Genomic DNA, 24,012 nt, shown 5'->3' on the forward strand with positions numbered 1-24,012 from the left:
ATGCCTCTCACCGACACCTCCTTCTCCGAGATGCTGGCGCGCGGCCCCCTCGTCTTCGACGGGGCCATGGGGACGCAGCTCTACGAGCGCGGATACTTCATTACTCGATCGTTCGACGAGGCCAACCTGGCGCGCCCCGACCTGGTGCTCGGAATCCACCGGGAGTACGTGGCGGCCGGCGCGCAGATCATCGAGTCGAACACGTTCGGGGCGAACCGCGAGCTGCTGCGGCGCTACGGTGCGCAGGACCGGCTGCGAGACATCAACCGGGCGGGCGTGCGGCTGGCGCGCCAGGCAGCGGGACGGGCCGCCTACGTCGCCGGCTCCGTGGGGCCGACCGGGACTCTGGCCGCGAAGCTCACCGCCGAAAGACGCGCCATCCTCGACTCGGTCTTCAAGGAGCAGATCGAGGCTCTCGTGGACGAGGGGGTCGATCTGCTGGTCCTGGAGACCTTCATCGGGGCGGCCGAGATGGAAGCGGCCCTCCAGGCGGCCCGCTCTTTGTTTCCCGGCCCGATCGTGGCGCAGATGTCGTTCAGCGAGGACCGGCCTTCGGTCGACGGGCTGCCGCCGGCCCTCATCGCCGATTTCCTGCGCGATCGCGGCGCCGACGTGGTGGGGGTGAACTGCGCCGAGGGACCGGCCTTCGTGTTCGAGGTGGCGCGCGAGATGCTGGGTCACGGCCGGCCGGTGAGCGCGCAGCCGAACGCCGGCCGTCCCCGCCGCCTGGACGAGAGGACGATCTACATGACCACCCCGGAGTACTTCGGGGTGTACGCGCGGCGGCTGTTCCAGAGCGGCGTGTCGCTCGTCGGCGGCTGCTGCGGCACGGGGCCCGAGCACGTCAGGCGCGTCGCGGACGCGGCCGCCATGATGTCGGGTGGAAGGGTCAAGGTCGAGGCGGCTAAGCCGGGAATCGCGATCCCCGAGGTGGGCCGCCCCCCGTCGGCGCCGATGGCGGAGAAGTCGACGCTCGGCGCGAAAATCGCGCGCGTCCATCGCGACCGGATCGACCCGGGCGGGCCGCGCCTCCCGCTCGCCGGTCCGGAGTCGTTCGTCGTCAGCGTCGAGGTCAACCCCGAGCCCGGCCTCGACCCCGGGCACAGTCTCGAGGCCGCGGCGATGCTGAAGCGCGCCGGTGTCGACGCGGTGAACACGGCGGACGGGCCCCGCGCCGTGGCGCGCATGAGCAACCTGGCGCTGGCCCTGCTGATCCGCGAGCGGCTCGGTCTCGACGTCCTGCTGCACGTCTGCTGCCGCGACCGCAACCTGCTCGGGCTGCACTCCGATCTCCTGGGCGCCTGGGTCCTCGGTGTCAGGAACCTGGTCATCATCACCGGCGACCCGCCGAAGATGGGGGACTACCCGGCCGCCACCGCGGTGTTCGATCTCGACTCGATCGGCCTGCTGCGGCTGGTCGACTCGCTCAATCACGGGGTCGATCCGGCGGGCAAGTCGATGCACGACCGCACCTCGTTCCTGCTCGCCTGCGGCGCCGAGCCGGCGGCCCACGATTACGACCGCGAGCTGAGACGCCTGGAGGAGAAGAAGCGCGCCGGCGCCGAGTTCGTGATGACTCAGCCGGTGTACGACCCGGTGGTGCTGAGGCGCTTCCTTCTCGACATCCGATCGCTGGGTCTTCCCGTGCTCGTCGGGCTGTGCCCTCTCGCGAGTGCCAGGAACGCCGAGTTCCTGCACAACGAAGTCCCCGGCATGCAGATTCCCGCGGCGATCCGGGCGCGCATGGCGAAGGCCGCGTCCGCCGAGGAGGGCCGGCGGGAAGGGATGCTGGTCGCACGCGACATGCTCCTCGAGGTGAAGGACGACGTGGCCGGCGCGTATCTCATGCCGCAGTTCGGCCGCTTCCGCACCGCCGTCGAAGTCCTGCAGCCGCTCGGATACGACTTCGACCCGGAGGACCGCCAGGACGCTCCACATCCTCGAGGTCGCCCGTGAAGGACGTCTCCACCGCCACGACACGCAGCGGAGGCCGGGCGCGCGTCCCGCACGATCCCACGCGCCGCCTGCTGTCTCCCGGGCAGACGATCCGGAGTCCGGAGACGCTCCTGTCGTATCGGATCGAACAGTTTCTCGGCGAGGGGGGGTTCGGGCAGGTCTTTCTCGCACGGCGCCTGGAGCACTCCACCATTGTCGCGGAGCTGGTCTGCATCAAGGTCAGCGGGCGCATCGACGGGTGGCTGCGCGAGGCGTACTTCGGCCAGCTCCTGGACGGTCATCCACGAGCGATCCGCGTCTACGACGCCTTTCCGCTGACCACGCCGGAGGGCCGGCCGCTGTATTTCCTGGCGCTCGAGTACGCGCGCCACGGTGACTTGCGGGCGTTCCTGCACCGCGCGGACACGGGGTGGCCCGAGAAGACGGTCCGGCGCGAGATCGCCGGCATCCTCGAGGTGCTCCGCAAGCTGCACCGCGGGCGGCTGCTGCACCGCGACCTCACGCCGATGAACGTGTTCGTGTGCGACGGGCCGAGCCTCAAGCTCGGGGACTTCGGCATCGTGCGCCAGCAGAGCGACCGGGGCGGAGTCGTGTCGCACACCATGAACGCGCTGACGGCCCCGAGCGACATCCTCGCCGGCGCGGTCCCCAAGTGGCAGGCCCGCGACGACGTGTACCAGGTCGGGCAGCTCCTCGGCATGCTGGTGAAGGGGGACGCGAGCGCGCGTCTGCGCACCTCGGAGATCCGCCGCTTCCCCTGCGGCGACCATCTCAAAGAGATCATCCATCGCTGCCTCGGCGAGCGCCGCAAGAGATACGAGAGCGCCGACGACCTGATCGAAGCGCTGCGCAATCCTCCGGCCCCTCTCAAGCCGGGCGTGCTGCGGTCCCTCAATGGGGTGCACCTCGCCTTCACCGGTATTCTGAGCAAGCGCCGCAGCGTGGCCTCCAGGGCCGCGCGGAAGGCCGGCGCCAAGGTGCACGGCGGACCGTCGGCGCTGACCACGGTCATCGTGCGCGGGCGGCCGAATCCTCTGCAGGCGGCGGGCCGCGACGCGGGCCTGAAACTGATGGAGATCAAGCGGCTGCGCGCCAAGGGACACAGAATCACGCTGCTCAACGAACAGCAGTTCTGGCGGCTGGCGCGCAAACGGTAGACTCGCCGCGCCAGGCGGGCGATCTCCGGAAAGAGCAACTCTTGGGTTGCACGTGGCCCGGGTCTGCCGTATAGTGCAACCATACGGTTGCGCATGAGCGCCGCCGGCCACGAGGAGGTTCCCGGATGACATCAACGACCGATCGCATCGAGAAGACGATTCTGCTGCGCGCCCCGAAATCGCGCGTCTGGCGCGCGCTCACGGACTCAGCCGAATTCGGCACCTGGTTCCGCGTGAAGCTGGAATCCGGCTTCGCCGTCGGCAGGACGGTGAAGGGGAAGGTCACGTACCCCGGATACGAGCACCTGACGTTCAGCGTCGAGGTCGAGCGGATGGACGCCGAGCGGCTCTTCTCGTTCCGCTGGCACCCGTACGCGGTCGACCCGAAGGTCGACTACTCCGCTGAACCCGCGACGCTCGTCGAGTTCCGTCTCGAGGAGGCGGCCGCCGGGACGATGCTCACGGTGGTCGAGTCCGGCTTCGATCGCGTTCCGGCCGGACGTCGCGACGAGGCGTTCCGGATGAACTCGCAGGGGTGGGCCATCCAGATGCAGAACATTCAGCGCCATGTCGCCGGCTGACGCTATCGACGTCGCGCAGGTCCGGGACGCCGCGCCCCTGTTCGCTGCTCTCGGGGACGAGACGCGTCTCAAACTCTTCGTCCGGCTCTCCTCCAGCGGGCCGGAATCGATCTCGCGCCTGAGCGCGAAGACCCCGGTGTCGCGCCAGGCGGTCACGAAACACCTGAACGTCCTTTCCAGGGCCGGTCTGATCCGGGGAAGCCGGCGCGGACGCGAGCGCATCTGGCAGGTCGAGCCGAAGCGGCTTGCCGACGCGCGGTTGCATCTCGAGCGGATCTCGCGCCTGTGGGACGACGCCCTGGGCCGGCTGCAGCGACACGTCGAAAGGTAGACGCGCGGTCGACGGGCGAAACCTGACCGCATTTCGGCAGGTGTTCGAATTCAGGCAGCCGTCTCCCCTGCCGGGCATTCCGGTGCGTCGCGGGGGAACCGAAGCCCGGTCAGCGTGTTCCACGGTGGATCGTCATCGGCCGCAGTGTTGGCACGCCGCTTGAAGTAGAGAACATCGGGCCACGGTGGCCACGAGGAGGAGCACACCATGAGCGAGAGGTTCAAGAACAAGGTCGCGGTGGTCACGGGTGGGAACAGCGGCATCGGTCTCGCCACGGCGAGGGCGTTTGTCCGCGAGGGGGCCAAGGTGGCCATCACGGGACGGAGCGACGTCACCCTGAAGGCGGCCCAGAGGGAGCTCGGGCCCGATGTCCTGGTGCTCAAGGCCGACTCCTCGCGAGTCCCGGAGATTTCGACTGCGATGGACCGGATCAAGGAGAGATTCGGCCGGATCGACGCCCTGTTCGTCAACGCCGGCATCGGCAAGTTCGTCCCCTTCGAGGACGTGACCGAAGCGCTTTTCGACGAAACCATGGCGACCAACCTCAAGGGCGCCTTCTTCACCGTCCAGAAGGCGCTTCCGCTTCTCCCGCGCGGCGCCGCCGTCGTCCTGAACGCATCGATCAACGCGCACATGGGCATGCCGGGCTCCACCGTCTACGGGGCCTCCAAGGCCGCCGTCGTCAACCTGGCCAAGACCCTGTCGGCCGACCTTCTGAAACGGGGAATACGAGTGAACGTCGTCAGCCCGGGACCCGTGGCGACCCCGATCCTCGACCGCATGGGACTGCCGGAAGAGGCGACCCGGCAGCTCAAGGAGCAGATCACCGAGCGGGTCCCGCTCAAGCGATTCGGCCAGCCGGAGGAGATCGCCACCGCGGTGCTTTACCTCTCGTCCAGCGAATCCGCGTTCATCGTGGGGACGGAGCTGGTAGTCGACGGCGGCATGATCCAGCTCTGAGGAGGCGGACATGAAAATCAACGAGATGAAGGCCGGCGGCAGCGCCGTCCTGTTCGGCGTCATCCCCGTGGGGACGGCGTTCGGCCACTGGGTCAGCAAGCTCATCGCACTGCCCCAGCTGAGACGCCTCGCAACCGGAGAGATTCCCTGGACGCCGCTGCGAAGACCGCTGGCGCAGAGCACCGTGGCGCTCGTCTCGAGCGGCGGCGTGCACCTGCGAAGCGATCGCCCGTTCAACCTCAATGGGGATCCGACCTTCCGCGTCATCCCGAATGGAGCACAACAGGCCGATCTCGCCATCTCGCACCAGGCGTACGACAAGACCGATGCACTTCGGGACATCAATCTGGTGTTTCCGATCGAGCGCCTGCGCGAGCTCGAGACCGAGCGGGTCATCGGCCGGCTGTCCGACGTTCATTACGGATTCGGATTGATGGGGAGCGCCAAACGGCTCATGCCGGCAATCAAGGAGGTCGCGCGACGCATCAAGGAGTCGGGTGTCGACCTGGTTCTCCTGGTGCCCGCCTGACCGATCTGCACGCGGTCCGTCGGACTGCTTGCCAGAGAAATCGAGGCCAGGGGCGTGACGACGGTGGCCCTGGGTCTCGTCAAGGAGGTCGCGGAGGCGGCCCGCGCGCCGCGCTTCCTGTACCTGCACTGGCCCTTCGGCCACGCCCTGGGCGAACCGGGCCATGTCGCCCAGCAGCGAACCGTGCTCCACGACATGCTCACGATGGCGACACGCGCGCCGCGCCCGGGGCTGGTCGTCGAGCTCCCCTATCGCTGGCGACGCCATGCGTACACGGCCGTCCGTGACTGGAAGGCGCCAAGCCCGGCCGTCTCCGCCGAATTGTCCTCACTCACGGGTCATGGCGTGACGGGGGAAGCTCAACGGAAGAGCGCATGAGCGTCCGGGGCCGGTCGAACCGCGAGGTTCGCCGGCAGGGCGCAGAGGATCAACGCCACCATCACCGGCACGAACGCGTCGAACTGCCTGACCTCGTGGAACTGGCCGTATAGGAAGGTGGTCGTCGCCAGCAGCGGCAGGAGAATGACCGTTCGACGCAGCGCCGGCGACGCGTGGCGATACCCTAGAATTGCGACTCCCATCCAGATGGCCGGAGCCAGATAACGGGTCAGAAGTCCCGCCGTCGGGTGAAGGAGCTGCTGAGTATTGGTCTCGATGCGAAGCTCGGGAGCCACCGCCGAGGGGAGCAGCCAGAACATCAGGAGTCGAACGCCTCCCCATACAGCCAGCTGCAGGGCCACTCTTCCCCAGGTTGCAAGCCGCCTGACTCCCTGAGGAAATTGAAGCACTAGGTAGACGGGAATCAGAAGAAGAACGATCTCATGGTTGACCGTGCCCAAGGCTAAGAGACCCAGGTAGAGGAAGAACCGCTCCTTGAAGAGACAGAGGAGTGACGCGCTGAAGAAGAAGACGACTCCGAAGTCATAGAAGTTGTAATAGCGCAGGGTGGGGATCAGGATCACAGCTAGGAGTAATTGAGCCAGGAAGGCGAACTCCGCCCGGACGAACAGCGCGGCCCACCTTCGGATCGCTTCGAAGGCCGCGAGGGTGGCAACCAGCTGTGACAGGAGAAAGCACTTCACGTAGCTGAACGAGGGGAACGTCGCCTGGATCGCATCGGCGAGGAGGGCAAAAAGGACCCGATGGCCGACGGGCGGAGGAAAGGCAAAGTTCATGATCTGCTGAAGCGGCATCCATTCCCCCTCGTATCCATGCTCCTTCAGCACATGAAAGCAGGCCCAGCTGGTCCCGAGGAGGACCAAAATTGAAAAGACTCTCTGACGCATCCGGATCCCCTCCGCTCGCGCCAACACTGACCGCGCCGGGATCCTACTTGAGTTTCCGGGCGTAAGATGCGCATCGCAACGCTCGACAGGAGGACAGGACCATGCCCAAGCTTCCGCTGACCGGGGGCTGCCTCTGCGGCAGCGTCCGCTACGAGATCGCCCAGCCGCTCGTGTTCGCCGGCTACTGCCACTGCACCCGCTGCCAGCGGCGCACGGGGACGGCGGCGGCGGCATCGGCGCGCATCGCGCCCGGATCGCTTCGGGTTCTCTCCGGACAGGAGCTGATCAAGGCCTGGCGCCCGCCGGACGGATTCGCAAAGGTCTTCTGCTCGAGCTGCGGGGGCGCCCTGTGGAGCCAGAGCCAGCACGACCCCGACGTGATCAGCGTTCGCATGGGCACGTTCGACACCGATCCGGGCATCCGCCCGTCGTATCGAGCGTACGTCGCCTACGCCGCACCGTGGGAGCCGATTCCGGAGGACGGACTGCCGCGTTTTCTCGAGGCGCGCAAAGGCTGAGAGGGTGTATGAGCGCGAGTTGCTAGGCGCTCCGACGTTCAAAGCTGGAATGAGGCGAGCGCCAGCCCGATTGCGCCTGGTCCAACCGCGCGGCCTGGGACAGGATGAGGGCGGCGAACCGGCGCGCCTCCTCGCGGCTCAGATGGACTATCCGGACGTCGTCCTCCGCCGTCCCGGCAATCTTCAGCTCGACGGAAGAGCTCGCCGGATCGGCCCCCACCTGAATCTCCATCGTGAGTTCGTCTATCAGTCTCATGCGGTGGCCCTCGCTCGACCTCCCTTTCACGAATCGTGCCAATCCTCGATGCGTGCCGAAGCCAGGGGTTGGGCCGTGAATTGCGCCGAACGCGCGGCCGGATCGTGGGCAGGAGTGTCCGAAGTCGAACAGTTGCGTTTGAAAATGGGATGGTCGAGCCTACCGTCCGATGGTCAGGACCACGCGAAAACGCGCCTTGCCGCTCATCATGCGCTCGTAGGCCTCGGAGGCGCGCTCGAACGGGAAGGTCTCGTTCATCGACCGCACGCCCGTGCTCGCGCTGAAGGTCAGCGTCTCCTGCGTGTCGATCGACGTCCCCGAGTACCACCCCTTGATCGAGCGGCGTCCGGAGAGAAGCAGGACAGGTGAGACTTGCAGCGACGGCGCCGCCCCGACGATCATGAGCGTGCCGTTGATCGCCAGCCCGCCCTGCACGGCGCCGATCGCCTCGCCGCTGGTCGCCGTCGCCAGGATGACCGCGGCACCGCCCATCTTCTGGAGCTCCGCCGCCGGATCCTGGGCCTGGCTGTCGATGTACCCCGCCGCGCCGAGCCGGCGGGCATGCGGCTCCTTGTCCTTGCCGCGAGCGATGCCGATCGTGTGGAAGCCCATCCTGGCGGCATACTGCACCGCGAGATGCCCCAGCCCGCCGAGGCCGAGCACGGCGACGACGTCCCCCGGCCGCGCACCGCTGTTGCGCAGCGCGTTGAATGTCGTCAGGCCGGCGCACATCAGGGGAGCCGCCTCGACCGGGTCGAGACCCGCCGGCATCCGCGCCACGGCGCTGGCGGGGGCGATCAGGTACTCCGCGTAACCACCGTCGTAGGTGATGCCGGTCACCTGACCGGTCACGCACGCGAAGAAGTCTCCGCGCCGGCAGTGGTCGCAGCGTCCGTCGTACCCGCCGTTCCACCCCACGCCGGCCGGCTGTCCCTCCTCCCATCCGACCACGCCGGGGCCGACCGCGTCGATCGTCCCCGCCACCTCGTGTCCCGGCACGCGCGGATACTGCATCCCGGGCCAGCCCCCCTCCTTGGTGAGCGAATCGCTGTGGCAGATGCCGCAGGCGCGCACCTTGATCCGTAGCGTTCCGGCCCCCGGCTCCGGGATCGGTCTCTCCACCATCTCGAGCGGCCCGCCGGGCCGGGACACCTGTACCGCGCGCATCGTCGCCATGGGTTCACCAGTCTAACAGCACGATCACCGGAGGGACAAGCCTCGTCCGGTAGGGTTTGGAGTCCGTCTTGTCGGCTTACTTGACCTCCTGCGGTGTCCGGTTCTGCACGAACTGCCACCCGAACCGCCCCTTGATGCACAGGTGCCCGTTCGTGACGTCGTGGTCCAGCGGTGAGGTGACCTTGACGATCCTGTTCTCCTGCACGCGCAGCTGGAGCGTGCAGCCGACGCCGCAGTAGGGGCAGATGGTGTCGGTCTGGGTCTGCTTCGACTCGTCCCAGGTGCCGGCGCGGCGCATGTCGTATTCGCTCTTGAACATCAGAGCGCCGGTGGGGCAGACGCCGATGCAGTTGCCGCAATAGACGCAGGCGGAGTCGGTGAGCGGGCGGCCGGACTCGGTCGAGATGCGGGCGTCGAATCCGCGGCCGGCGACGGCGATGGCGAACGTGTTCTGGGCGTCCTTGCCGCAGGCCTCGACGCACTTGTAGCAGAGGATGCACTTCGAGTAGTCGCGGATGTACAGGTCGTTGTCGATCTTCGGCGGCTGCGCTACGGTGGCGGCCTTGGGGCCGAAGCGCTCGGGACGGGCGGCGTAGCGCTTCATGTGCCCCTTGACCTCGTCCGAGACGAGCGACAGGTCGACGGAGGACGCCAGGAGCTCAAGCACGAGCTTGCGGCTCAGGCGGACGCGCTCGCTGTCGGTGCGCACCACCATCTTCGGCTCGACCGGGCGCGAGCAGGCGGGGACCAGGACGCGCGAGCCCTCCACTTCGACGACGCAGACGCGGCAGACGTTGACCGGGGTCAGGGTCTCGAGGTAGCAGAGGGTCGGCGTGTCGATCTTCAGGCCGCGGCAGGCCTGCAGGATCGTCGTCCCTTCCGACACGCGCACGGCGGCACCGTCGATCGTCAGCTCCACGTCGCGCCGGGGGGCACCGCCCGGGCGGTCGCTCATGCGCTCCCCTTTCCGTCGAACAGGTGCAGCTTGCGAAGCGCCGACTGCACGGCGCCGGCGGCAGTCTGGCCGAGGCCGCATATCGAGGCGTCGCGCATCGCCTGGGCGACCTCGTCGATGAGGAGGGCTTCCTGGGCGGCCGAGCCGAGCGGTCGCTTCGCGGCCAGTCGGTGCAGCGCCTCCTCCTGCCGGACCGTTCCGACGCGGCACGGGACGCATTGGCCGCACGACTCGTCGCGGAAGAAGGTTGCGATGCGCAGGACGGTGTCCTGAAGATCGACCGTGTCGTCGAACAGCATGACGACGCCCGAGCCGAGCGTGGCGCCGATCGCCCGCGTCCCCTCGAAGGTGAGCGGGACTTCTATCTCGGCGGGAGTGACGAAGACGCCGGCCGCGCCGCCGAGCAGGATCGCCTGCAAGGGACGGCCGCCGCGCACGCCGCCGGCGAGGTCGATGAGCTGATGGAGCGTCGCCCCGAACGGGACTTCATAGAGGCCCGGGCGGGTCGCGCAGCCGGAGACGCAGAACAGTTTCGGACCGGTCGACTGGTCGGAGCCGACGGCGGCGAACGCCGGGCCCCCCTCCAGGACGATGTCGAGCACGTTGACCAGTGTTTCAACATTGTTGATCGCGGTCGGCTTGCCGAAGAGACCGACCTGCACGGGGAACGGCGGCTTGTTGCGCGGCTCGCCGCGGTGGCCTTCGATCGAGTTGAACAGGGCCGTCTCCTCGCCGCAGATGTAGGCTCCGGCGCCGCGGCGGATCTCGACGTCGAAGCGGAGCCCCTCGCCGAGGATGTCGTCGCCGAGGAAGCCGCGCGTGCGGGCCTGCTCGATGGCCCCCTGGAGACGCTCGATCGCCAGCGGGTACTCGCCGCGCACGTAGATGAAACCGCGCTCGCAGGCGGTGGCGTGGGCGGCGACAGTCATCGACTCGAGAACGGCGAACGGGTCCTCCTCCATCAGGACGCGGTCCTTGAAGGTGCCCGGCTCGGATTCGTCCGCGTTGCAGACGAGATAGTGCGGGCGCACCGGCTGGCGCGCCACCGCTTCCCATTTGCGCCCGGTCGGGAAGGCGGCGCCGCCTCGGCCGACGAGCTTCGAGTCGAGGACTTCGCGCAGGATCCCCTCGGGGCCGATGGCGAGGGCGCGGCGCAGCGCGGCGTACCCGCCGTGGGCGCGGTAGTCGTCGAGACTCTCGGGGTCGGCGACGCCGACGCGCCTGAGGAGGCGGAGGCCGGGGGCGCGCGGCGCGAGGGTCTGCGGGGCGGAGGGGACGCCGGAATGTGCGGAGGCGGCGCGGGGCGTGTCGATCCCCGCCGTCACGTCCGCCGCCGTCGCCGGCGCGAGGCTCCAATCCCCTCGCCCCTCCCCCGCCGACTGGAACATCACGGCCGGGGCGCGTTCGCACTGGCCGAGGCACGGGCTCCTCAGCCATGTGGCCGACGCCCCCTTCTTCGCTTCGCCCGGCGGGCCGAGACGCTTCTCCATCTCGCGGCAGAGGTCGAGCGCGCCGCTCACACGGCAGGCGATGTCGTCGCAGACGTGCACCACCGTCTTCGGCCGCGGCTCGAGGGAGAACATCGCGTAGAACGCGGCGACGCCGTACGCCTCGGCGGGAGGAACCGACAACCGCTGGCAGACGTAATTGAGGGAGCCTTCGCTGATCCAGCCGACGCGCCCCTGGATGGCGTGCAGCGCCGGCAGCAGGAGGTCGCGCCGCCGCGCGGCATCCATGCCGCCGCGGGCGACCTGGGCCTCGCGGCCGGAGCGACGCGTCCCACCGTCCCAGCCGGACTCAGGAGGGCCGAGGGCCGCGTCTACGGCGGCCCGCTCTTCCGCCGTGGGGGTCGCTCCGGGGATGAGGTGCAGGTCCACTCAGGAGCTCCGGGCGCCGGCCCGCGCCCCGGCCGCGGCCGCGGCGCGCCCGCGCGGCGCGCCCTTGGAGAGCAGCCGCTCGATGCGGATGGCCGTCGCCTTGAATTCCGCCGTGCCGGACTTGGGGTCGGTCGCGTCGATGGTCAGCAGGTTCGTCGCAACGTCATCCTGGAAGTGCAGCGTCATGAAGGCGAGGCCCGGGCGCAGGCCGGTGTCGCCACGCACCGGCGCCTCGACCGAGCCGCGCCGCGACACGACGCGCACGCGCTCTCCTTCCTCCAGGCCGTAGCGCTCGAGGTCCTCCGGCGCGAGGTCGAGCGATTCACCGCGGCGCAGCGGGGACGCGTACCCGGCGGTCTGCACGCCGGTGTTGAACGAGTCGAGCCGGCGGCCGGTCGTCAGGCGGATCGGGTACTCCTCGGTCAGCCGGTCCACCGGCGGATCGTGCTCCACGACGCTGAACGGCGCGAGCCTCCCCTCGACCGGGTCCTTCCAGAGTCGATCGTGGAGAAACGGGCTCCCGGGGTGCGACTCGTCCGGGCAGGGCCAGTGCAGGCCTCCTGCCGATTCGAGACGCGCGTAGGACATTCCCTTGTGCCACGACGACAGAGAGCGCAATTCGTCCCAGATTTCTTCGGCGGTCGGCTGACCCCAGTCGCGCCCGAGAGCCCGCGCCAAGTCGCACACGATTCGCAGATCGTCGCGCGCCTGCCCCGGCGGTTCGAGCGCCTTGCGCACGCGCTGGACGCGACGTTCGCTGCTCGTCACGGTTCCTTCGGCCTCGCACCACGAGGCCGACGCCGGCAGCACCACGTGGGCCATCTGGGCCGTGCGCGTCATGAAGATGTCCTGCACGACCAGGTGGTCGAGCCCTTCCATCAGCCGCATCGCCCGCGTCATGTCGGCCTCCGACTGCGCGGGGTTCTCGCCGAGGACGTACACCGTCCGCAGCGTGCCGTGCTCCATGGCTTCGAACATCTGCGACAGGTGCATGCCGATCTTCGGCGGGATCGTGGCGCCATAGACCTTCTCGAACTTCGCGCGCAGCACCGCATCCTCGACGTCCTGCCCGCCCGGGAGCTTGTTCGGGATCGCCCCCATGTCGCCGCCCCCCTGCACGTTGTTCTGCCCGCGCAGCGGGTTCAGACCGGAGCCGTAGCGCCCCACGTGGCCGGTCAGAAGCGCCAGGTTGATCAGCGCGAGAACATTGTCCACCGCGTTGTGGTGCTCGGTGATCCCGAGCGTCCAGCAGAGCTGCGCCCGATCGGCGCGCGCGTAGGCGTGCGCCAGGTCGCGGATCGCCGCCGCCGGGACGCCGGTCTCCTTCTCCGCGTAATCCAGCGTGTACGTCCCGACTCCCGCGCGGTACGCCTCGAACCCCTGGGTGGCGCGCTCGACGAACGCCCGGTTCACGAGGTCCGCCGAGATGATCTCGCGTCCCATCGCGTTCGCCAGGGCGACGTCCGAGCCGACGTCGAGACCGAGCCACACGTCGGCCCATTGCGCCGAGCCGGTCCGGCGCGGATCGATGGCGTACAGCCGCGCGCCGTTCCGCACTCCCTTCAGGACGTGATGGAAGAAGATCGGGTGCGTCTCGCGCGCGTTCGAGCCCCACAGGAGGATCAGATCGGTCTCCTCGATCTCCCTGTAGGACGAGGTCCCGCCCCCGGCGCCGAAGACCGTCGTCAGACCGACGACGGAGGGCGCGTGTCAGGTCCGGTTGCAGGAATCGATGTTGTTCGATCCGATGACCGACCGCGTGAACTTCTGCGCCAGATAGTTGACCTCGTTGGTCGCCTTCGAGCAGGAGAACATGCCGAAGGACTGAGGCCCGTGGCTATCGGTCGCCGCGCGGAATCCCCGGGCGGCGGCTTCGAGCGCCTCCTCCCAGGTCGCGGGCGCCAGGATCCCGTTCTTGCGCAGAAGCGGCTCGGTCAGCCGGGTGTAGCCGCCCTTCATCGTCACTCCCATCGCGATTCGTGAAACGCGAACGTCGCTGAAGGTCCGAGCTTACCGCCGTTCATCGCATGTGTCCAGGAGTGGCCGGGCCGCCGTGAGGCGCGGTACATTGAGCGGCATGGAATCGCCGCTCGAGACCGGACGGAGCGCGCCGGCGAGGACCCTGGCCGCGGAGCTGGCCACCGCTCCCCTGCCGTACCTCGAGGGTGCGCTCGAGAACCCGGCGCTCGTCCCGGAGCTCCTGCTGGTCGCGCTGAAGAATCGCGCCGTCACGGCTCCGTTCATCCAGCGCGTCGCGCGCAATCCATCCTTGCTGAAGGTCTACGAGGTCAAATCGGCCCTCGTGCTGCACCCGAAGACACCGCGCGCCATCGCCATGAACCTGCTGCAGTACCTGTGGTGGCGGGACCTGGTCAGGGTCGCGGATCACGCGCCCCTGCCGCCGCCGCTGCGCCGCGTGGCGGAGCGGCTTCTGACCATCAGGCTGCAGGAGATGGCGCTGGGAGAGAAGATCGCCCTGGCCCGCATCGCCAGCCGCGGCGTGATCGCCTTCCTGCGCAGGCAGGATCATCCGATGGTGATACGGGCCCTGCTGCACAATCCTCGTCTTCTGGAGGAGGACGCCCTGACGATCGCCAGTGCCACGGTCACGCCGGGCCCCGTCCTGCAGGCGCTGGCGGATGACGGAAGGTTTTCGGCGCGGCCGGCCGTCCGGAAGGCGCTCGTTCAGAACCCCGAGACCCCTCCGTCCATCGCGCTGAGAATCCTCCAGAGTCTGAGCACCCGCGTCCTCAAGGAGTTGACCCATGCTCCCCACGTGCCGCAGCTGGTCAAAGTGGCCGCCGTGCGGCTCATCGAGGCGAGAGAGGGCCCGGAATAGATCGGGCGGGCGCTCCCCCCTCGATTTGATTAACTGATTGACGCATATTGACTTAGGGTGGTTTGACAAACCGTAACCCCATCCTTATTATTAGGCCACGGTCGAAAGTCATTCTGGCCCAACGAGTTGTAGTGCTGCGGGCGCGGTGTCGATGGCGAGCTTCGGCGAGTCCCTCAAACGTGAGCGCGAGCTGCGCGAAATTTCCCTGCGACAGATCTCCGAGGCCACAAAGATCAATCTCCGCTACCTCGAGGCTCTGGAGGAGAACCGTTTCGACGCCCTTCCCGGAGGGCTGTTCAACAAGGGATTCATCCGCGCCTACGCCACGTACATCGGCATCGACGGCGAGGCGATGGTCAACTCGTACCTGCAGGAAATCAACGTCCACCGTCCCGGCGGCGAGGCGTCCTCCCGCGGTCCTTCGAACCTGCACCGGCCGCAGGAGGTGCCGCAGCGTCGCGCGCCGGCGGGGGACAGGACGGAACGCCCCTCGGGCTCCGCGATGTCGACGGCTCAGCGCCGGGCGCAGGAGACCCGCGCTTCGGCGATTCCAGAGCCGAGCCGCCCCGCGCACGCGCCGTCCCAGGGGGAGACGAGGGCCACGATCGCGGCCCTGGAGCGCGTGCTGGATCAGACGCCCCGTCCCGCGGTCAGCGGCATCGACGTCGCCGACACGCAGGCGACGGCCTCGTCCCGCGTGCTCGTGTGGGTGCTGTCCCTGGTCGCCGCGGCAGGCGTGCTGTTCCTGATCGTCAGCCTGGTGCGTGGAACGATGCCCGGGGCGCGGCGCGTGCCGGAGCAACCGGGGACGAGCGAAGAGAAGGTCCCCGGAACGCCCGCCGGCGAGGCGGTCCAACCGCCCGCGGAGACCGACAGCGCGCGCGGCGAGCCGGACGGATCGACCGTGGTTCCCGAAATAGCCGCGCAATCGCCTCTCATCCTGGGCACGGCCGGCACGCCGCCGGCGAAGAGTGCCGCGCCGGGCAAACCGGCCGCGACACCGTCCCGGACGCCGCCGCCGAAGCAGGCTTCGCTTCCTCCTCCCGAGCCTTCGCCCGGCGACGCACGCCCCTCGAACGACAGGCCCTCGGACGACCGGCCCACGGAGCAGGCGCGCCAGGACGACGCTCGTTCCGCACGCGGACCGATGAAGACCGTGATCGAAGCCCGCAGCAAGACATACGTGGTCCTCGCATGCGACGGGCGCGAGGTGGTCAACCGGTTCCTGGAAGCCGGCGAGACGGAGCGGACCAAGTGCGACACGGTGATCCGTGTCAGCGCCTCGGACGCCGGCGCCGTGGTCCTGTCGGTGAACGGCGAAACCTGTCTGCCGCTCGGCGATCCGGGGACGCGCGCCTACGGTTACACCATCCGCGTCGACGATTACGCCCGCATCTGCCCGGCGCCGGGCGGAGGATCCGATGGCCGCCCCTGAGCCGCAGGCCGCCCCGAAGCCCCCCCGTCATCCGCTGGTCGAGAAGATACTCGCCGGCTCCGCCGCCGAATCGATCCGTCTGACGGCGGCGCGCGGCGCGTTGCCCCTCCCTCTGCAGGATCTCGTGTACACGCAGATCTGCCTGCTGCAGGACGAGCAGCCGGCGGTCGTGGAGGCGGCGTCGGAGAGCCTCGGGAAGATGACCGGCGAGACGCTCGCCCCGCTCCTGCGCGACCCCGGCTGCGATCCGATCGTCCTCGATTACTTCGCTCGCTCCGGCCGGCTCGCGGGGGACGCGCTGGAGGCGGCGATCGCCCACCCGGCCGTCCTGGACGCCACCCTCGAGGCCGTCGCGGCGAGCGCTCCCGGGGAGACCCTGAATCTCATCGTCACCAACGAGGTCCGGCTCATCAGGAACCCGCGACTGCTCGAGGTGCTGCGCTCGAACGCTCAGCTGTCGCCGGACAACCGTCGCCGGCTGGCGGAGCTGGAGCGCGACTTCATCGGCAAGGAGGAGATCAAGATCCGTCCGGCCGCCCCGCAGGCGCCGGCCGGCGAAGCGCCCCTCGAAGCCGCCCCGCCCGAAGGAGAGGCGCCCCCGCCCGAGGGCGAGGCCGCGCCTCCGCTCATGACCGAGGAGGAGGAGAAGAACTTCGAGGAGGAACTGAGACGGACCCCGGCGTTCCAGAAGATCATGAAATTGAACGTGGCGGAGCGTCTGCAGCTCGCCATGAAAGGGGAAGCCGAGGAGCGGGCCATCCTGATCCGCGACACCGCCAGGATTGTCGCGGGGGCTGTCCTGAAGAGCCCGAAGTTGTCGAACAACGAGATCACCGTCTTCGCCTCCATGCGCAGCGTGACCGAGGATATCCTGCGCACCATCGCCTCGAAGAAGGAGTGGACCAAGAGCTACACCACGGTGCACGCCCTGGTGCGCAACCCCAAGACCCCTCCCGGCCTCACCGTGCAGTTTCTTCCGAGGCTGGGCACGCGGGACCTGAGGATCGTCGCGGGCGACAAGAACATTCCCGAGCTGGTCCGCCGCAACGCGCGCAACCTGTTCCTGGCCAGGACCCAGCCCTCGAAGAGGATGAAGAAGGCCCACTGATGCGGCTGCTCAGGTCGATCAGAAACCTGCTCGGCAACTACCAGCTCAAGTCGGGGCTGTACCACTACTACCGCGGCGAGGCGAAGCAGGCGATCGAGTTTCTCACGCGCGTGCTGCAGGCCCCCGAGACGCCTGAGTCGGACCGTCGCATGGCGATCTACTACCTGACGCAGACCCACATCGCCGCCGCGGAGAAGTTCGAGGAGGCGAAGAACGTCGAGGCGGCGGTGGAAGGATATCGCGAGGCCCTGGCTCTGACCCCCGACTACCCCGACATCCACTTCCGCATGGGGGGGCTGTACGCGCGCTTCGACCTGAGCCTGGAGGCGATCGAGTGCTACCGGCGCGCCGTCTCGCTGCACCCCGGTTACCTCGAGGCGCGGGTGCAGCTCGCCTTCCTCCTGCTCGAGACCGGCCAGAAGGAAGAGGCGCACAAGGAATTCGCGGCCGCGCGCGACCTGGCCGTGCGCGCCATCGACGAGCCGTTCCAGAGGGCTCAGGACGCCCTGGCCCGGGGCGACGGCCGCGAAGGCGAGGAGTGGATGCGCGAGGCCTTCCTGCGCCGCCCGGAGAGCTTCGCGTTCCACTACGGGCGTGCCCTGCGTTTCCTGACCGAGGGACAGCACGAGAGGGCGGCCGAGGATTTCCGCCTGGCCAGCGAGTTGAATCCGAATTTCGCCGATGTCCACAACTACATCGGCGTCGCCCTGGGGGAGCTCGACCGATGGGACGAGTCGGTCGCGGCGTTTCGCAGGGCGCTGGAGGCGAATCCGGAGTATCCTTTCGCCCGGCTCAACCTGGCCTTCGCCCTGGCGGAGGGCGGCCACGACAAAGAGGCCGTCGAGGAGCTGCGCGAGATCCTGGCGCGCGAGCCGAACAACGAGCCGGCGCTCGTCAAGCTCCAGGAGCTGTCGGCTCCGAAAAAAGAGAGGACCCGTGTCCAGGGGTAAGACTCCGGGTCATGGCGGATCCAGCCACGTGAAGATCGAAAGCGCCGGGCTCAGCGATGTCGGCCGCAAGCGGAAGTCGAACGAGGACTCGTTCGCCATCTCCGAGGACGGCGCCCTGTTCGTCGTGGCCGACGGGATGGGGGGGCACGCCGCGGGCGAGGTGGCGTCGCGCCTGGCGGTCGAGTCGATCGAGAGGCATATCTCCGGCTCCGACCCCCGCAAGGAGCCGACCATTCCCGCCTCGTTCCGTTCACCGAGCGAAGACGAGGCCGGCCTGCCCGCCCCGGCACGGCGCGTGCTGAACGCCATCCGTCTCGCCAACCAGGAGATCGTGCGCTCGGTCCGGCACGACAGCAGCAAGCGCGGCATGGGGACGACGGTGGTGATCGCCCACATCCATGGATCGCGCGCCTACATCGGCTCGGTCGGCGACAGCCGGGCGTACCTGGTCCGCGACGGCGCCTTGAGCCAGCTGACGTCGGACCACACCCTGGTGAACGAGCAGGTTCGCGCCGGCGCTTTGAGCACCCAGGAGGCGCGCCGGCACCCGGCGCGCAACATCCTGACCCGTGCGGTCGGCAGCCAGGAGGACGTCGAGCCGGATCTCGTCGAGCAGGATCTCCGTCCCGGTGACCTTCTTCTTCTGTGCTCCGACGGCCTGACGACCATGGTCGAGGACGCCGATATCTTGAAGACCGTCCTCGCCCATCAGGAGGACCCGGCCTCCGGATGCAGGGCGCTCGTCGATCAGGCCAACGATCACGGCGGCGACGACAACGTCACGGTCATCCTGGCGCGCGCCGGCCGGTAGACCCGGATTGAAGATTCTCCACACCAACTTCCACCGCGGCTGGGGCGGCCAGCCGTCCCGCATCCTGATGCTGTCCCAGGTCCTGAAAGAGCGCGGCCACCTTGTGACGCTGGCCGTGCCGCGCGGCTCCGAGCTGGCGATCCGCGCGCGCGAGGCGGGGATCGAGGTCTTCGACCGGCTCGAGTTCCGCAAGCCGAAGTTCCTCTTCAAGGCGCTGCGCGACGTGGCGGTCCTCGCGAGGCACCTGCTCGGGGCCCGCTACGACCTGATCGACGCGCACGGCTCGCAGGATGTCTGGACCACCGTCCTGGCCCGGAGGATCGCCGGTGCGACGGCCCCCCTGGTGTTCACGCGCCACAACACCAAGCGCGTCCGGGACCACCTGTTCAACCGCCGGCTGTACGCCCAGCACGTCGACCACCTCATCGTCGTCAGCCGGTCGGTCCTGGAGCGCTACGAGCCGTTTTTCCGGAAGGGCGTCCTCGCTCCGGAGCGTGTCTCGGTCGTGCCGTCGGCCTACCGTCCGGACCGTTTCAACCCGGGAGTCAGCGGCGGCCGCGTGCGGACCGATCTCGGATTCGCACCCGAGGTTCCCCTGGTCGGCGTGGTCGGCCGGCTGGTGGCGGACAAGGGGCAGGACGATCTGCTGAAGGCCGCGCCGATGATCTTGAAGGCGCGTCCCGCGACGCGCTTTCTCCTGGTGGGGACCGGCTCGCGCGAGCGCGATCTCAAGGAGCTCGCAGCGTCTCTCGGCGTGGCCCCGGCCGTGCGCTTTCTCGGTTTCCGCGACGACGTGCCGGAGGTCACCGCGGCGCTGAACATCTCCGTCCTTCCCTCGATCGACTGCGACGCCTCGTCCGCCGTCCTCAAGGAGGCCCTGGCGTGCGGTGTCCCGGCGGTCGCCACCTCGATCGGCGGAGCGGCCGAGATCCTGGAGGACGGCGTCACAGGCCTGATCGTCCCGCCGCGCGACCCGGCTCGTCTCGCCACGGCCATCCTGACGCTCCTCGACGACCCCGAGAAAGCGCGCGCCATGGGCCGGCGCGGCAGCCGCGAGGTCGCCGCCCGTTTCAGCCCCGATCGGCTGGCCGACGAGACGCTGGCGGTGTACAAAAGGGTGGTGGAGAGTGTCCGGAGGGATCGTCCATGAAAACCGCACGCGACTTCGCCTCGAGCTCGGCCCTGATGGTCCTCGCCCTCGTCGGTCTCGCGGAGGCGCCGCCCACCCCACCCAGACCGGCGGCCGCCGCCGACGTCGATCGTCTCCTCGAGGCGAGCGGGACCTGGAACGCCACGGAGCAGGTGTACAGGGTCGCCCTGCCGAGGAGCGACGTCCCGGTGCACGTGGACGGCATCCCCCTCCCACCGTTCCTGGGATTGACGTCCTGGGTCGCCTTCAAGTGGACCGGCACCGGGACATCGATGATGATGGGCGATCTGGTCGTCTTTCAGGACGAGGTCAACCCGGCGATGGACGCGCTCCTGGCGCGCGGCGCCGAGGTGACCGCCCTGCACAATCACTTCTTCTACGACGACCCGCGTGTTTTCTTCATGCACGTCGGCGGGACGGGGGCGAGCCTCGATCTGGCCGGCGCCGTGCGGGGCGCGCTGGACGCGGTTCGCAAGGCACGGCAGGCGCGCCCGGTCCCGTCCGCGACCAGCGGCCGTCCCTCCCCGCCGAAGAGCGCGCTCGACGCCGCGGCGCTGAGTGCTGTGCTCGGGGTGCAGGGACAATCCAAGGACGGAATGTTCAAGGCGGTCTTCGGCCGCAAGGCCCGGCACGGCGATATGGAGATCGGCGCCGACATGGGGATCAACACCTGGGCGGCCTTCGCAGGCGGAGCCGACGACGCGATCGTGGACGGTGATTTCGCCGTTCGGGAGGGGGAGCTGCAGCAGGTCCTCAGGACGCTCCGCAAGGGGGGCGTCGACATCGTCGCCATCCACCAGCACATGACGCTCGAGGAGCCGCGCCTGATCTTCCTCCATTACTGGGGACGCGGAGAAGCCAGGCGCCTGGCCGGGACCGTGAGGCAGGCGCTCGACGGCCTCGCGCCCTGACGTCCCCCCATTCGGGGGCGTCCGCGCGGCTCCGGGAATCGCACGCCTTGCGGGGCCCGCCCGCCGGATGGTACTCTCAATGGCCCTGTCCATCCGAGACCCGGAAAGGAGGCCCGCCATGCTGCAAGTCGGATCCAAAGCGCCCGATTTCACGGTGAAAGACCACCGGGGACAGGATGTCTCCCTCGGTGATTTCAAAGGAAAGACGGTCGTCCTCTGGTTTTTTCCGAAGGCCGATACACCCGGTTGAACCATCGAGGGTTGCGGGTACCGCGACCTGGCGTCCGAGTACGAGAAGAAGAACGCCGTGATCCTGGGAGCCTCGTTCGACACCGTGCAGGAGAACGCCGATTTCGCGAAGAAATTCGATTTTCCGTACCGCCTGCTGTGCGACACCCGGCGGGAGATCGGGATGGCCTACGGGGCCTGCGCAGATCTTCAGGACCGGTCGGCGAAGCGAATCTCCTACGTGATCGGTCCGGACGGCATCATCCGCCACGCCTTTCCGAAGGTGGACACAAAGAATCATCCGCGGGACGTGCTGGAGCTTATCGGGCGGGACTAGGAACATGAGCACTCCGATGCCGATCGAAACTCCGCGCCAGGCGCCCGACCTCGCCTCCCTGCGCATCCGCCGCGAGCCGGAGCGCCCGAGGCGCCCCGTCCTGCTCCTCCTGGGCGGGGCCGTCCTGGTGTTCGCCATCGGCGCGGGTGCGTTCGCCTGGATGTCCTCCTCGCTGCGCGCCCCGCTAGTCGAGAAGACGAATGCGGCCCTGATCACGGAGGGACAGGCGCTCACGGTGCTGTCGGCTTCGGGGTACGTCGAGGCGGAGACCAAGGCCGATCTCTCCCCGAAGATCACCTCGCGGATCACCGAGCTGCGCGTGACCGAGGGGACACGCGTCAACAAGGGCGACATCATCGCCCGTCTCGACCATCAGGACCTCGACGCCCAGCTCGCCGAGGCGCAGGCCTCCTTCGCCCAGGCCGCGGCCGATCTCGTCCGGCAGCAGAACCTGTTCCAGCAGCAGCTCGCCCCGAAATCGACGCTCGACGCGGCGGTCGCGACCGAGGCCGCGACACGGGCTCGCGTCGACTACATCAAGGCGCTGCAGGACTACACCGTCCTGCGGGCGCCGTTCGACGGCGTCGTGGTGGCGAAGCGGGCCCACGTGGGAGAGGCGGTGTCCCCGTTCGGCTCGCCGGGGCAGGGCTCGACGAACGGCGGCGCCATCGTCACCCTGGTCGATTTCTCGACCCTCTACGTCGGCACCGACGTCAACGAGTCGAACCTGGCCCGGCTCGGCTCCAAGCAGCCGGCGGAGATCATCCTGGAGGCGTACCCCGACAGGGTCTACAAGGGGTATCTCAAGCAGGTCATCCCGTCCGCCGACCGACAGAAGGGAACGGTCAAGGTCAAGGTCGCCTTCCTCGATCCGGACGAGCGGATCCTTCCCGATCTGTCGGCGCGCGTCAGCTTCACCTCCGCCCCGACGGCGGGACAGTCGGCGCGGACCCGGGTCGAGGTGCCGAAGAGCGCCCTGGCGCTGAATGACGGCCGCACCGGCGTCTTCCTGATCAAGGAGGACCGGGTGGTGTTCCAGCCTGTCGTCGTCGGCCGCCAGAGCGAGGCGACAGCCGAGATCAAAGAGGGGCTGCTCGGCGGCGAGGCCCTCGTCGCCAACGCCGCGGGCCAGCCCCTGGCGAGCGGCATGAAGGTGAAGGTCGGCAGGTAGGTCACCCCCGTCACACAGGAGGGAACGTGGCGCATTCTCTGATCTCCGTCGAGCATGTCTCCAAGGTCTACCGCCGGGACGCCCTCCAGATCCCCGTCCTGGAGGACATCAATCTCGAGATCGACAAGGGGGAGTTCGTCGCGCTGATGGGGCCCTCCGGCTCGGGGAAGACGACCCTGCTCAACCTGATCGCCGGCATCGACGTCCCGACGAAGGGGCGCCTCAGCATCGACGGCCGCGACATCTCGTCGATGCGCGAGACCGAACTGGCGCGGTGGCGGGCCGACACGATCGGGTTCATCTTCCAGCTCTACAACCTGATCCCGGTCCTCACCGGCTTCGAGAACGTCGAGCTGCCGCTCCTGCTCACGAAACTGTCGCGCCGGGAGCGCAACGAGCACGTGCGCTCGGCGCTCACGATCGTCGGCCTGGCCGACCGGATGGACCATTACCCCCGCCAGCTCTCGGGCGGGCAGGAGCAGCGCGTAGCCATCGCGCGGGCCATCGTCACCGATCCGCTCATCCTGGTGGCCGACGAACCGACCGGGGACCTGGACGCGAAGAGCGCCGAGGAGATCCTCGTCCTGCTCAACCGCCTGAACGAGGAGTACCACAAGACGATCGTCATGGTGACGCACGACCCTCGGGCCGCGGGACGCGCCCACCGGCAGCTCCACCTGGACAAGGGGGTGCTGTCGCCGGAGACGCCGGCGGTCGTCGAGCGATCGCGGGACTCGAGGTGACGCCGTGAAATACTTCCGCTTCATCTGGAAGAACGTCTTCCGCAAGAAGATCCGGGCCTTCTTGACGATGGCCTCGATCGTTCTCGTGCTCGTCCTGATCGTGGTTCTGTCGTCGTTCCTGGAGGGGATGGAAGGGACGACCGGGACCGGCAAGGGGGCGACCCACATCGTCGTGCAGCACGCCACCGGCCTGGCGAATTTCATGCCGCTCGCCTACCGGCAGCGGATCGAGCAGATTCCAGGTGTCGTCGCGGTCGCGCCGGAAGTCTGGTTCGGCGGCATGTACAAGGACGACCGTCCGGAAAACTTCTTCGGCCAGCTCTCGACCGACCCCGAGACCTGGGCCGTGATCCACGACGATTACACTCTTCCCCAGGACCAGCTCAAGACGTGGCAGGCCGAGCGCGACTCGTTCGTCGCCGGCAAGCAGCTCATCGACAAGTATCACTGGGGGATCGGCGACCGGATCCAGATCAAGGGGACCTACATCACCGGGATGCTCGACCTGGTGCTGCGCGGCGTCTACACCGGGCCGGACGAGTCGAACATCTTCTTCCACAACAAGTACCTGGAGAATTCCTCGATCGGCCGGCTGAGCCGGACCGGCATCTTCTTCCTGCGCACCAAGACGCCCGAGCAGGTGCCGGTCGTCTGCGACGCCATCAACCGGATGTTCGAGAACAGCGAGGCGCCGGTCAAGGCGATGCCCGAGAAGCAGTTCATGCTGCAGTTCGCCGAGATGATGGG

25 protein-coding genes are annotated in these 24,012 nt (G+C 68.5%); 19 read left to right on the forward strand and 6 right to left on the reverse strand.

Translation table 11 applies throughout. From position 1 onward, the window contains the following. The 7 genes from VEW47_02590 to VEW47_02620 all read left to right on the forward strand — a co-directional run bounded on the left by VEW47_02590 (nt 1) and on the right by VEW47_02620 (nt 5,892). Complete coding sequence (locus VEW47_02590; GenBank protein ID HYS04056.1) at nt 1-1,956, forward strand: bifunctional homocysteine S-methyltransferase/methylenetetrahydrofolate reductase; 1,956 nt, start codon at nt 1-3, stop codon at nt 1,954-1,956. Beyond that, complete coding sequence (locus VEW47_02595) at nt 1,953-3,113, forward strand: protein kinase (GenBank protein HYS04057.1); 1,161 nt, start codon at nt 1,953-1,955, stop codon at nt 3,111-3,113. The genes VEW47_02590 and VEW47_02595 overlap by 4 nt, the downstream gene beginning before the upstream one ends. Nucleotides 3,114-3,238: 125 nt before the next feature. Beyond that, nucleotides 3,239-3,694, forward strand: coding sequence for an SRPBCC family protein (locus VEW47_02600; protein ID HYS04058.1), 456 nt, complete (start codon nt 3,239-3,241; stop codon nt 3,692-3,694). Next, nucleotides 3,681-4,025 carry a metalloregulator ArsR/SmtB family transcription factor gene (locus tag VEW47_02605; protein ID HYS04059.1) on the forward strand — a complete coding sequence of 115 codons (345 nt, stop codon included), beginning with the start codon at nt 3,681-3,683 and terminating at the stop codon, nt 4,023-4,025. The genes VEW47_02600 and VEW47_02605 overlap by 14 nt, the downstream gene beginning before the upstream one ends. 207 nt (nt 4,026-4,232) lie before the next feature. Then, nucleotides 4,233-4,985, forward strand: coding sequence for an SDR family oxidoreductase (locus VEW47_02610; GenBank protein HYS04060.1), 753 nt, complete (start codon nt 4,233-4,235; stop codon nt 4,983-4,985). Nucleotides 4,986-4,995: 10 nt separating this feature from the next. Further along, entirely contained in the window at nt 4,996-5,514 is a 519-nt protein-coding gene (locus tag VEW47_02615) for a glycine/sarcosine/betaine reductase selenoprotein B family protein (GenBank protein ID HYS04061.1), read from the forward strand. Between the two features lie 54 nt (nt 5,515-5,568). Further along, nucleotides 5,569-5,892, forward strand: coding sequence for a hypothetical protein (locus tag VEW47_02620; protein ID HYS04062.1), 324 nt, complete (start codon nt 5,569-5,571; stop codon nt 5,890-5,892). Here VEW47_02620 and VEW47_02625 read toward each other — a convergent pair. Beyond that, entirely contained in the window at nt 5,874-6,800 is a 927-nt protein-coding gene (locus VEW47_02625; protein HYS04063.1) for a hypothetical protein, read from the reverse strand. The two genes, VEW47_02620 and VEW47_02625, sit on opposite strands and share 19 nt — an antisense overlap. Before the next feature lie 101 nt (nt 6,801-6,901). On the opposite strand from VEW47_02625, the gene VEW47_02630 reads away from it, so the two are divergent. Further along, on the forward strand, nt 6,902-7,318 hold the full coding sequence (locus VEW47_02630) for a GFA family protein (GenBank protein ID HYS04064.1): 417 nt from the start codon (nt 6,902-6,904) through the stop codon (nt 7,316-7,318). A 22-nt stretch (nt 7,319-7,340) separates the two neighbouring features. Here the strand turns inward: VEW47_02630 and VEW47_02635 are convergent, their stop codons facing one another. The 5 genes from VEW47_02635 to VEW47_02655 all read right to left on the reverse strand — a co-directional run bounded on the left by VEW47_02635 (nt 7,341) and on the right by VEW47_02655 (nt 13,553). Beyond that, the gene (locus VEW47_02635) at nt 7,341-7,574 is read right to left on the reverse strand and encodes a hypothetical protein (protein HYS04065.1); all 234 of its coding nucleotides are present in this window, start codon (nt 7,572-7,574) and stop codon (nt 7,341-7,343) included. A gap of 159 nt (nt 7,575-7,733) precedes the next feature. Next, nucleotides 7,734-8,750, reverse strand: coding sequence for an alcohol dehydrogenase (locus VEW47_02640; protein ID HYS04066.1), 1,017 nt, complete (start codon nt 8,748-8,750; stop codon nt 7,734-7,736). A 76-nt stretch (nt 8,751-8,826) separates the two neighbouring features. After that, nucleotides 8,827-9,705 carry a 2Fe-2S iron-sulfur cluster-binding protein gene (locus VEW47_02645; protein ID HYS04067.1) on the reverse strand — a complete coding sequence of 293 codons (879 nt, stop codon included), beginning with the start codon at nt 9,703-9,705 and terminating at the stop codon, nt 8,827-8,829. After that, nucleotides 9,702-11,582, reverse strand: coding sequence for an NAD(P)H-dependent oxidoreductase subunit E (locus tag VEW47_02650; GenBank protein HYS04068.1), 1,881 nt, complete (start codon nt 11,580-11,582; stop codon nt 9,702-9,704). The genes VEW47_02645 and VEW47_02650 overlap by 4 nt, the downstream gene beginning before the upstream one ends. Then, nucleotides 11,583-13,553: a molybdopterin-dependent oxidoreductase gene (locus tag VEW47_02655; protein ID HYS04069.1), complete on the reverse strand. Its 1,971-nt coding sequence runs from the start codon at nt 13,551-13,553 to the stop codon at nt 11,583-11,585. 97 nt (nt 13,554-13,650) lie between these two features. On the opposite strand from VEW47_02655, the gene VEW47_02660 reads away from it, so the two are divergent. The 11 genes from VEW47_02660 to VEW47_02710 form a co-directional block, all read left to right on the forward strand. Next, a complete protein-coding gene (locus VEW47_02660) occupies nt 13,651-14,421 on the forward strand; it encodes a hypothetical protein (protein HYS04070.1) in 771 nt (256 codons plus the stop codon). A 151-nt stretch (nt 14,422-14,572) separates the two neighbouring features. Further along, on the forward strand, nt 14,573-15,856 hold the full coding sequence (locus tag VEW47_02665; GenBank protein HYS04071.1) for a helix-turn-helix domain-containing protein: 1,284 nt from the start codon (nt 14,573-14,575) through the stop codon (nt 15,854-15,856). Continuing rightward, nucleotides 15,843-16,964, forward strand: coding sequence for a hypothetical protein (locus VEW47_02670; GenBank protein HYS04072.1), 1,122 nt, complete (start codon nt 15,843-15,845; stop codon nt 16,962-16,964). Before VEW47_02665 ends, VEW47_02670 begins: the two co-directional genes overlap by 14 nt. After that, nucleotides 16,964-17,914, forward strand: a complete 951-nt coding sequence (locus VEW47_02675; GenBank protein ID HYS04073.1) for a tetratricopeptide repeat protein — start codon at nt 16,964-16,966, stop codon at nt 17,912-17,914. The genes VEW47_02670 and VEW47_02675 overlap by 1 nt, the downstream gene beginning before the upstream one ends. A gap of 28 nt (nt 17,915-17,942) precedes the next feature. Further along, nucleotides 17,943-18,725, forward strand: a complete 783-nt coding sequence (locus tag VEW47_02680) for a Stp1/IreP family PP2C-type Ser/Thr phosphatase (protein HYS04074.1) — start codon at nt 17,943-17,945, stop codon at nt 18,723-18,725. A gap of 7 nt (nt 18,726-18,732) precedes the next feature. After that, nucleotides 18,733-19,875: a glycosyltransferase family 4 protein gene (locus tag VEW47_02685; GenBank protein HYS04075.1), complete on the forward strand. Its 1,143-nt coding sequence runs from the start codon at nt 18,733-18,735 to the stop codon at nt 19,873-19,875. Further along, nucleotides 19,872-20,786 carry a DUF1259 domain-containing protein gene (locus VEW47_02690; GenBank protein ID HYS04076.1) on the forward strand — a complete coding sequence of 305 codons (915 nt, stop codon included), beginning with the start codon at nt 19,872-19,874 and terminating at the stop codon, nt 20,784-20,786. Before VEW47_02685 ends, VEW47_02690 begins: the two co-directional genes overlap by 4 nt. Nucleotides 20,787-20,904: 118 nt before the next feature. Beyond that, entirely contained in the window at nt 20,905-21,351 is a 447-nt protein-coding gene (locus VEW47_02695; protein HYS04077.1) for a peroxiredoxin, read from the forward strand. Between the two features lie 16 nt (nt 21,352-21,367). Continuing rightward, the gene (locus VEW47_02700) at nt 21,368-22,522 is read left to right on the forward strand and encodes an efflux RND transporter periplasmic adaptor subunit (protein HYS04078.1); all 1,155 of its coding nucleotides are present in this window, start codon (nt 21,368-21,370) and stop codon (nt 22,520-22,522) included. Between the two features lie 26 nt (nt 22,523-22,548). Then, nucleotides 22,549-23,265, forward strand: a complete 717-nt coding sequence (locus VEW47_02705) for an ABC transporter ATP-binding protein (GenBank protein HYS04079.1) — start codon at nt 22,549-22,551, stop codon at nt 23,263-23,265. A 4-nt stretch (nt 23,266-23,269) separates the two neighbouring features. Further along, nucleotides 23,270-24,012, forward strand: a 743-nt coding sequence (locus tag VEW47_02710) for an ABC transporter permease (GenBank protein HYS04080.1), incomplete at its 3' end; no start/stop codon positions are given.

The organism is Candidatus Dormiibacterota bacterium (assembly GCA_035635555.1).
Lineage (GTDB): Bacteria > Acidobacteriota > Polarisedimenticolia > Gp22-AA2 > Gp22-AA2 > Gp22-AA3.